Annotated in this window: 7 protein-coding genes; 4 read left to right on the plus strand and 3 right to left on the minus strand. The window is 69.5% G+C overall.

Annotated features, from left to right (window positions below; all coding sequences use genetic code 11):
* Both GA0115259_RS23910 and GA0115259_RS23915 read left to right on the plus strand, forming a co-directional pair.
* A partial coding sequence (locus GA0115259_RS23910) for an ATP-binding cassette domain-containing protein (RefSeq protein WP_107469250.1) occupies positions 1-1,677 on the plus strand: 1,677 nt, incomplete at its 5' end.
* Positions 1,674-3,467, plus strand: coding sequence for an ATP-binding cassette domain-containing protein (locus tag GA0115259_RS23915; RefSeq protein WP_256098114.1), 1,794 nt, complete (start codon positions 1,674-1,676; stop codon positions 3,465-3,467). The genes GA0115259_RS23910 and GA0115259_RS23915, both read left to right, overlap by 4 nt.
* A gap of 61 nt (positions 3,468-3,528) precedes the next feature.
* Here GA0115259_RS23915 and GA0115259_RS23920 read toward each other — a convergent pair whose 3' ends face one another.
* Entirely contained in the window at positions 3,529-4,224 is a 696-nt protein-coding gene (locus tag GA0115259_RS23920) for a response regulator transcription factor (RefSeq protein WP_345941032.1), read from the minus strand.
* 293 nt (positions 4,225-4,517) lie between these two features.
* Between GA0115259_RS23920 and htpX the strand changes: the two genes are divergently transcribed.
* Positions 4,518-5,423: a zinc metalloprotease HtpX gene (gene htpX / locus GA0115259_RS23925; protein ID WP_093600857.1), complete on the plus strand. Its 906-nt coding sequence runs from the start codon at positions 4,518-4,520 to the stop codon at positions 5,421-5,423.
* A gap of 49 nt (positions 5,424-5,472) precedes the next feature.
* Positions 5,473-6,057, plus strand: a complete 585-nt coding sequence (locus GA0115259_RS23930) for a PspA-associated protein PspAB (RefSeq protein ID WP_093600859.1) — start codon at positions 5,473-5,475, stop codon at positions 6,055-6,057.
* Between the two features lie 133 nt (positions 6,058-6,190).
* On the opposite strand, the gene GA0115259_RS23935 is transcribed toward GA0115259_RS23930, so the two are convergent.
* Both GA0115259_RS23935 and GA0115259_RS23940 read right to left on the minus strand, forming a co-directional pair.
* The gene (locus tag GA0115259_RS23935; protein WP_093600861.1) at positions 6,191-7,063 is read right to left on the minus strand and encodes a S1 family peptidase; all 873 of its coding nucleotides are present in this window, start codon (positions 7,061-7,063) and stop codon (positions 6,191-6,193) included.
* Positions 7,064-7,146: 83 nt separating this feature from the next.
* Entirely contained in the window at positions 7,147-8,328 is a 1,182-nt protein-coding gene (locus GA0115259_RS23940; protein ID WP_093600863.1) for an L-talarate/galactarate dehydratase, read from the minus strand.
* Between the last annotated feature and the right edge of the window lie 269 nt (positions 8,329-8,597).

Raw genomic sequence — 8,597 nt, forward strand, 5'->3', positions numbered from 1 at the left:
GCGGGCGCGTCCCTCGTCCTGCCCGCGGCCGTCGGCCGGACGCTGGATCTGCTGCTCACCCGCGAGGGCGGAGCCGGATTCTGGCTCCTTCTGTGCGCCGTCGCGATCACCGCGGAGGTGCTTCTCGATGCCCTGGTGGCTCTGGCGAGCGGTATGGCCAACGCCCGTTCGACCGCCTGGCTACGGCTCGGAGGGCTGACCAGGCTGCTCGCGGCGCCGCCCGAGCAGGGCTCCCGCTTCTCTCCCGGCGACACGGCGGCCAGGCTCTCCGCCAATGCCACCGAGGCCGCTGCCGCGCCCGTGACCGCCGCGTCCCTCGCGGCGTCGCTGCTGGCTCCGGCCGGCGCGACCGTCGCACTGCTCCTCATCGACCTCTGGACGGCCGTCGCCTTTCTCGTCGGTCTGCCCTTGCTCTTACTGCTGCTGCGCGCCTTCACCCGTGACTCCTCCGACAGCATCGCGCGGTATCAGCGCGTGCAGTCCGAGATCGCGTCCCGGCTCATCGAGGCGCTGGGCGGCGCGCGGACCATCGCCGCCGCCGGTACGACGGAGCGCGAGCTCGACCGTATCCTCGGGCCGCTGCCTGAACTGAACGTCCAGGGACGGCGTATGTGGCGCGTGCACGGCCGGGCCCTGGCCCGCAGCGGTGTCCTCATGCCGCTGCTGACCACCGGTGTAGTGGCGGTCGGCGGCGCACGACTGGCCTCGGGCGCGATCAGCGTCGGCGAGCTGCTGGCCGCCTCCCGGTACGCGGCGCTGGCGGCCGGTGTGGGTGCCACCGCCGGCTTTCTCGGCGCGCTGGTACGGAGCCGGTCCGCCGCCCGCAGAACCGCCGAGCTGCTGGACCTGCCCGCCCTGGCCTACGGCACCGAATCCCTGCCGTCTGACGGACCGGGCACGCTCCGGCTGCGCGGCGTACGCGTGGTGCGCGAGGGCCGTGCTCTGCTCTCCGGCGTGGATCTGGAGATCCGAGGAGGTATCTCGGCGGCCGTGGTGGGACGGTCGGGAGCGGGCAAGTCCCTGCTCGCCGCCGTCGCCGGGCGCCTCACCGATCCGGACGAGGGCTCCGTACTCCTCGACGGCATACCTCTGGCCGCCGTTGAGCACGGGCAATTGCGCCGTGAGGTCGGCTATGCCTTCGAACGGCCCGCCCTGTGGGGCGACACAATCGGCGAGGCCCTGGCGTGCGGCGCCGAGCAGGTCTCCCAGGACCGGGTACGGGCGGCGGCCCGCGCGGCGGGCGCGGACGCGTTCGTACGACTGCTCCCCCGTGGGTACGACACACCGCCGCGCGAGGCTCCGCTGTCCGGCGGCGAGCTCCAACGGCTCGGTCTGGCACGGGCGTTCGCGCACGCGGGCCGACTGCTGATCCTCGACGACGCGACCTCCAGCCTGGACACGGTCACCGAACGGCAGGTGGAACGCGCCCTGGCCCAGGACATCCGGGCGGGCACCCGGCTGATCATCGCCCACCGGCTCTCCTCGGCGGTCCGGGCGGATCTGGTGATCTGGCTGGAGGAGGGACGGGTACGGGCGGTGGGACCACACGCGGAGCTATGGCGGTTCCCGGCCTACCGCGAGGTCTTCGCGACGCCGGGTCCGGCGCCGGACCCGGGCCTTGTGCCGTATGGAGCCGGGCGTACGGCTGACGTCTCGATGGAACGGCCCGGCCGGTGACGGCGAAGGAAATCGGCCGGGCTCCCACCGAGGGCCGTGGCACACCGCACGAGGACCGGGGCACGCTGCGCCGGCTTCTGCCGCGTGGCCGCCGCTTCCTCTCGCGCAGAAAAGGAGTTCTGCTCAGACTCGCGGGCTGGTCCCTGCTGGAGTCCGTACAGACCTTTCTCGGCGGCTACTGCCTGGCGCGCGCCCTCGACCAGGGATTTCTGGCGGGACGGACGGACATCGGCCTGGTCTGGCTGGCCGTGGCCGCGGTGGCGATCTTCGTCGGTGGCCCGCTCGTGCGCGGTGTCTTCACCGAGCTGGCCTCGCTCGTGGAGCCCTTGCGGGACACTTTGGTCCGCCGGGCGGTGACACAGTCACTGCGCCGGGCCGTGGCCGACCCGGCGCGTCCGGACGGTGGCGCGGTCTCACGGCTCACCCATCAGACCGAGATCGTGCGGGACAGCTTCGCCGGTCTGATGCTCACCGCCCGGTCCTTTGCGTTCACGCTGGTGGGAGCCGTGGCCGGACTGCTGGCGCTCGCGCCGGTGTTCCTGCTCGTGATCCTGCCGCCGCTGGCCCTGGGGCTGCTGCTGTTCCTCGCCACGCTACGCCCGATGGCCACCGCTCAGCGCGCGTTCCTGGACGCCGACGAGGCGATCGCCGATCGCGTCGGCACGGTCGGCGCCGGGCTCCGCGACATCGTGGCCTGCGGTACGGGAGCGGAGGTCGCGGACCGTACGGAACGGCTGTTCGAGGCGGGCGCCCGCACCTCGCGCGTCCTGGCACGGTGGGCGGCCGTCCGGGCGCTGGCGCTCGGGGTGGCCGGGCAGCTACCAGTGATCACGCTGCTGGCCGCCACTCCCTGGCTGCTGGGCCACGGAGTGACGGCGGGCGCCCTGCTGGGGGCGCTGGCCTATCTCGTCCAGGCGCTGCTGCCCGCCCTCCATACGCTGATGACGGCACTGGGCACCGCCGGTACGAGATTGCTGGTGGTCCTGGAACGGTTCGAGGACCGGACAGCGGATCCCGCACCCACAGCGCCGAATCCTCCGGCGCAGCCGGTGGTCAAGGGCGGTGTCGCATCGACGCGGAGGCCACGGCCCGCCGTGGAGATCCGCTCGGTGACGGTGGCGTACGCTCCCGGTGCGCCTCCCGTGCTCGACGGTCTCGATCTGACCGTGGAGCAGGGCGAACATCTGACGGTCGTCGGACCGAGCGGTATCGGCAAGTCGACTCTCGCCGGCGTGATCGCGGGACTGCTCGTACCCGACCGTGGCACCGTACTGCTGGCAGGCGAGCCCGTATCGGGCCCACGGACGAGCGAGCCGACGCGACGCCGTGTACTGATACCGCAGCAGGCGTACATATTCACCGGCACCGTCCGCGACAATTTGCGGTATCTGCGTCCCGAGGCGTCGTCCGCCGAGCTGACGGCGGCCGTCGACGCGCTGGACGCCGACGGTCTGATCGGCCGGCTCGGCGGACCGGACGCGACGGTCGAGCCCGCGAAGCTCTCGCAGGGCGAGCGCCAGTTGCTCGCCCTGTGCCGTGCGTATGTCTCCGCCGCGCCTCTCATGATCCTGGACGAGGCCACCTGCCATCTGGATCCGGTCGCGGAGGCACGTGCGGAACGGGCTCTGGCCGAGCGTCCCGGCACGCTGATCGTGATCGCGCACCGGCTGTCGTCCGCGCGCCGCGCGGACCGTGTCCTCGTACTGGACGGGACCAGGCCCGCCTGCGGGACACATGAGGAGCTGCTGACCGGCTCGGCCCTCTACCGCGATCTGGCAGGCCACTGGTGATCCGGCGGCCCGCTGCGCGCTGCCCGGTGGCCCGCTGCCCGCGGTCCGCCGGTCGGCGCGGTCAGAGCCACCCGGCGCCCTGGGATATACGGACCGCGTCCAGGCGGTTGCGTCCGCCGACCTTCCGTATCGCGGCGGCCAGATAGTTGCGTATCGTCCCTTTGGACAGATGCAGGGACCGCGCGATTTCATCGATCGGCGCGCCCTCCGCCGCCATCGCGAGAACACTGAGTTCGCGTGGCGTCAACGGCATCTTCGCGGCCTGGAGAAAATCGAAAGCAAGCGATTCATCGATGAATCGCTCACCTCTGGCCACTCTGTGGATGGCCTCGACCAATCGTCGAGGCTCACCGTCCTTGTTGACATATCCGAGAGCGCCCGCGTCAAAAGCTTTGCGTAAAGCTCCCGGCTTCCTTACGGTGGCCAGAACCAGCAAACCAGGGCCATGGCCCAGGTCACCGTAGGCGGACACCGTCTTGTCGGTATGGCCCGGAGAATGTCCTGGAGAATCCAGACAGTCGATATCGGCCACAAACACATGCGGTGGCGTTACGTATGTTCCATGAAATGACACACATCCGGGCGCCGACGACACATCGAGCGTCGTATCGGCCCGCAACAGCGCCACCAGGGCCGAGCGGAACAGACTCACATGGTGCACCACATGGACCCGGATCATGTCCTGCCTCCTCTTGATGTCATCGCCCACACCACAATGCCCGGCGAAAGCGGTCAGGAACGCGAAATTCGTCAGCAAGGGAGGCACTTTCCGATGCACGCCGAGCACCCGCGTGCAGCAGTGCGCCACCGCGCGCGCCCGGCGGGACGGCGTAAGGACTTACCCGACTCGACGGAGGCTCCACCGAGCGCCAGGCGCACGGTCCCCGGCCGATGGGCCCTGGCGGGCCCCCGTAGGCCCCGACGAACCACACGGCCGACCGCCCCATGAGGGCCAGGCCGCCCCCGCGCGCCCTCCATATACTCCGCTTATTCCGTTTCGCCGGGAAAGGAGGAAAATAGCAGGAGAGAGTCCCCCTTGGAGGCGAAGCGATGACACAGACCCGCTACACCCAGGACCACGGGCTGACCACCCGCATGGTGACCACTATGTTCCTGATCGGCCTGCTGTATGTGGTCCTGGTCGGTGTGCTGCTCGCGGTGCTGGGCAAGTTCTGGCCCGTCATCCTGATCGTCGCCGGTGCGCTGTTCATCGCGCAGTTCTGGTTCAGCGACCGGATCGCGGCCTTCGGTATGGGCGCGCGCGAGGTCACACCCGAGCAGGCGCCCGAGCTGCACGGCGCCGTCGACCGGATCTGCGCCCTGGCCGATATGCCCAAGCCACGGGTGGCGATCTCGCAGAGCGACATCCCGAACGCCTTCGCCACCGGCCGCAGTGAGCGCAGCGCCCTGGTCTGCGCCACCACCGGACTGCTGCGCAGACTGGAGCCGGAGGAGCTGGAAGGCGTCCTCGCGCACGAGATGTCTCATGTCGCCCACCGTGATGTGGCGGTCATGACGATCGCCTCGTTCCTGGGCGTGATGGCAGGCCTGATCACCCGCTTCGCGCTCTACAGCGGACTGTCGAACAGTGCCAGGAACGCAGGACCGGCAGGTCTGGCGGTCCTGGTCATTCCGCTGGTCAGCTCGGTGGTCTATGTGATCGGCTTTCTGCTGACCCGGCTGCTCTCGCGCTACCGGGAGCTGTCCGCGGACCGCGCCGCCGCACTGCTCACCGGCCGTCCGTCGGCGCTCGCCTCGGCCCTGACCAAGGTGAGCGGGCAGATGGCGCGGATACCGACGCGGGATCTGCGGAAGGCCGAGCCGTACAACGCCTTCTACTTCGTCCCGGCGTTCTCCTCGAAGGAGAGCCTGAGCCGGCTGTTCTCCTCGCACCCGACTCTGGAACAGCGTCTGGAGCAGCTCGCCCGGCTGTCCGCCGAACTCGCCCGCCCGTGAGCCCGCTCGTGACCGTATGTACCGACCCGAGCAGCGAGGAGCTGGTCCCGTGGGTCTTCTCGACACCATCCTCGGCCGGAGCAAGCCCGTCCGTCCCGATCTCGACCAGCTCTTCGCCCTCCCGTCCGCCGCACTCACTCTCCAGGCCGGCGCCGGATTCGTCCCCACCGGTCTGGGCTCCGTGTGTTTCGCGGGCGTCGAGGGCGGCGGCTTCGCGCGGATCAGACAGGACGTACGGGAGCTGCTCGACGCGGACTCGGGACGGGCCGGTCACCCGGTGGAGTTCAGCCAGGACTCGTACGGCTACACCTGGCTGCTCGCCCGCCAGCCGCCCGACGACACGGCCGCGCTGGTCAACGATCTGCACGCGGTCAATACGCTGCTGGAGGAGGGCGGCTTCGGCCCGCAGCTCCTCTGCTCGCTGATGAGCTTCCGGGACTCGGAGCAGCGGCCTCTCGGACTCGTCTATCTCTACAAGCGCGGCACCTTCTATCCCTTCGCTCCCCTGCCCGGCAGCGACGAGAGGCGGGACAACCAGCGGGAGCTCCAGGTGCGGGCCCTGCTCGGCGACGATCTGCGGATCGAACCCGATCTGGCCCGCTGGTTCCCCGTCTGGGGCGCGCCCGGCCTGTGACCGCCCGCGCGCCGACCGCCCGTGAGCCGATATCACGACAGCCGCGCCGCCGGACGATCGGCGGCGCGGCTGTCGCGTGTGCCTGTGTGCCTGTGTGCCTGTGTGCCGATCGCAGACCTGAAGGACCGGGCCGTTACGGCTTGGGCAGGGCGCAGCCCACGCGGCTCAGGTCGATCTTGTTGCCCGTGCCGACGCACGGCACGATGCCATAGGTCTCCTGGGCGTAGTTGATGCCCTGACGCACCGTCACCGTGCCGTTCTGGTCCACCTCGCACGGATTGTTGAGTGTGCACCGGCCGCCGGACTCGTTGCCGGTGTTGTTGACGGCGACGACCTTGCCGGTGACATCGTCGATCACGGGCGAGCCCGAGGTGCCGCCGATGGTGTTGCAGGCGGAGGTGTACCGGACCGAGTCCTTCCAGGTCCAGTCGGCCTCCTTCAACCGGTAGGCGAAACCGTCGACATTGCAGCTGTAGATGCGCTTCCAGTAGCCGGAGACCACCTTGATGGCGCTGCCCTGGACCGGACGTACGGTGTTCAGTTCCAGCGCCGTTATCCCGTACGAGCTCTGGATCTGGGCATAGGTGCTGGTGAGCTGGTACAGCGAGATGTCGGTGTCGGTCATCGTCGCGTACGCGATCTTGCTGGCGCGCAGGGTCGCGACGCTGCTGCCCGCGGAGTTCAGCAGACTGAAGGTACGGGTGGAAGCCCGGTCCACGACGACCTGGCCGGGGCCGAGGAAGCCGGTCTCCAGACAGTGGCCGTTGGACAGGACCAGGGCCGGATCACCGGGCTGCGATCCCGGCGTACGGACGACGGAGCCCGAGCAGTTGCTGAGTGCCACCGTTCCCGCGAAGTCGACCGCCTTGACCTTGACTTGGGGCGTGGTGCTGTTCGTGGCAGTCGTCGTCGGCGCCACCGTGTCATGGCTCGCGGCCATCACCGGTGCCGTACCCGCTCCGAGGAGCAGGACGGCGAGGAGCGCGCCGAGGAGAGGCTTCTTCATGTGGGGGTCCCCTCTGTGACCGAAGTGCCTTCGGTTTTGTCATGCGCATTGTGGATGCGAGGACGGAGGCGGGCAACCACGCCTCAGGGAGCGACAGTTGTCTCCTCCGAGGTCCAGTCGGCGGCCTGATCGCTGAGCGAGAGACCCAGTCCCGGACGGCTCGGCACGATCATCCGGCCCTCGCGCAGTTCGAGGCGTTCGTTGAACAGCGGCTCCAGCCACTCGAAGTGCTCGACCCAGGTGGCACGCGGATAGGCGGCGGCGAGATGGAGATGGATCTCCATCGCGAAGTGAGGCGCCATAGCGAGGCTCTTGTGGTCGGCGAGCGCCATGATCTGGAGGAACGGAGTGATCCCGCCGACCCGAGGCGCGTCGGGCTGGATGAAGTCGGTGGCCCCGGACATGATCAGACCGGTGTGTTCGGCGACGCTGGTGAGCATCTCGCCGGTGGCCACGGGTGTGTCCAGGCTCGCGGCGAGTGCCGCGTGTCCCTCCGCGTCATAGGCGTCCAGCGGCTCCTCGATCCAGGTGAGTCCGAATCCCTCCAGGGCACGGCCCATCCGGGCGGCGGTGGTGCGGTCCCACTGCTGGTTCGCGTCGACCATCAACGGCACATCGTCGCCGAGGCGTTCGCGTACGGCCTCGACGCGCCGCAGATCCGTCCTGCTGTCCGGCTGGCCCACCTTGATCTTGACACCACCGATGCCCCGCGCCAGCGCGAGGCCCGCGTTCTCCAGTACTTGGTCGAGAGGCATGGAGAGAAAACCGCCGGAGGTGTTGTAGCAGCGTACGGAGTCACGGTGCGCGCCCAGCAGCTTGGCCAGCGGCAGTCCCGCCCTGCGGGCCTTCAGATCCCATAGAGCGATGTCGAAGGCGGCGATGGCCTGGGTGGTCAGCCCGCTGCGGCCCATCGACGCGCCCGCCCAGACCAGCTTCTGCCAGAGCCGGCCGGTGTCGCTGGGATCCTCGCCGATCAGTTCAGGGGCTATCTCCCGGGCATGGGCGTACAGTCCGGGACCGCCCGCCCGCTTGGAGTAGCTGAAGCCGATGCCCTCGTGGCCGTCTTCGGTGGCGATCTCGGCGAAGAGGAACGCGATCTCGGTCAGTGGTTTCTGACGCCCTGTCAGTACTTTGGCGTCGCTGATCGGCGCATGCAGCGGCAGCCGTACGAGCGAGAGGCGGACGGCGGAGATACGGTCGAGCGTCGCCTCACCGGGCGCCAGGGCGAACGGCTTGGCGGAGGAGGGCTGGAGGGCGGATGTCATAACAGGGCTCCTTCGAACTACGCGCGTAATACGTCGCATTACGGTGTCGCGTACGGGCCGTCGGGATGAGGGCGGCCGATCGTACGACTGGGCCGACGGCCGCGCCCTGCGTAGTTCAGTCCGCGTAGTTCAGTCCGCCGAGCCCGGCACGGCGACGATCAGAGCCCTGCCCTTCGACCGGCCCGTCCACGCCTCGGAGCCTCGGCCCTGTCCGGCCGGGCGGATCCATCATGGAAAACGCCGCTGCCGGTCCCACGGCGGGACCGGCA

This window comes from Streptomyces sp. MnatMP-M17, assembly GCF_900091995.1.
Lineage (GTDB): Bacteria > Actinomycetota > Actinomycetes > Streptomycetales > Streptomycetaceae > Streptomyces.

Excerpts from the sequence above, each read along its gene's own strand:
- GA0115259_RS23940 (WP_093600863.1), bottom strand. The coding sequence starts at position 8,328 with ATGACATCCGCCCTCCAGCCCTCCTCCGCCAAGCCGTTCGCCCTGGCG.
- GA0115259_RS23935 (WP_093600861.1), bottom strand. The coding sequence starts at position 7,063 with ATGAAGAAGCCTCTCCTCGGCGCGCTCCTCGCCGTCCTGCTCCTCGGA.
- htpX (WP_093600857.1), top strand. The coding sequence starts at position 4,518 with ATGACACAGACCCGCTACACCCAGGACCACGGGCTGACCACCCGCATG.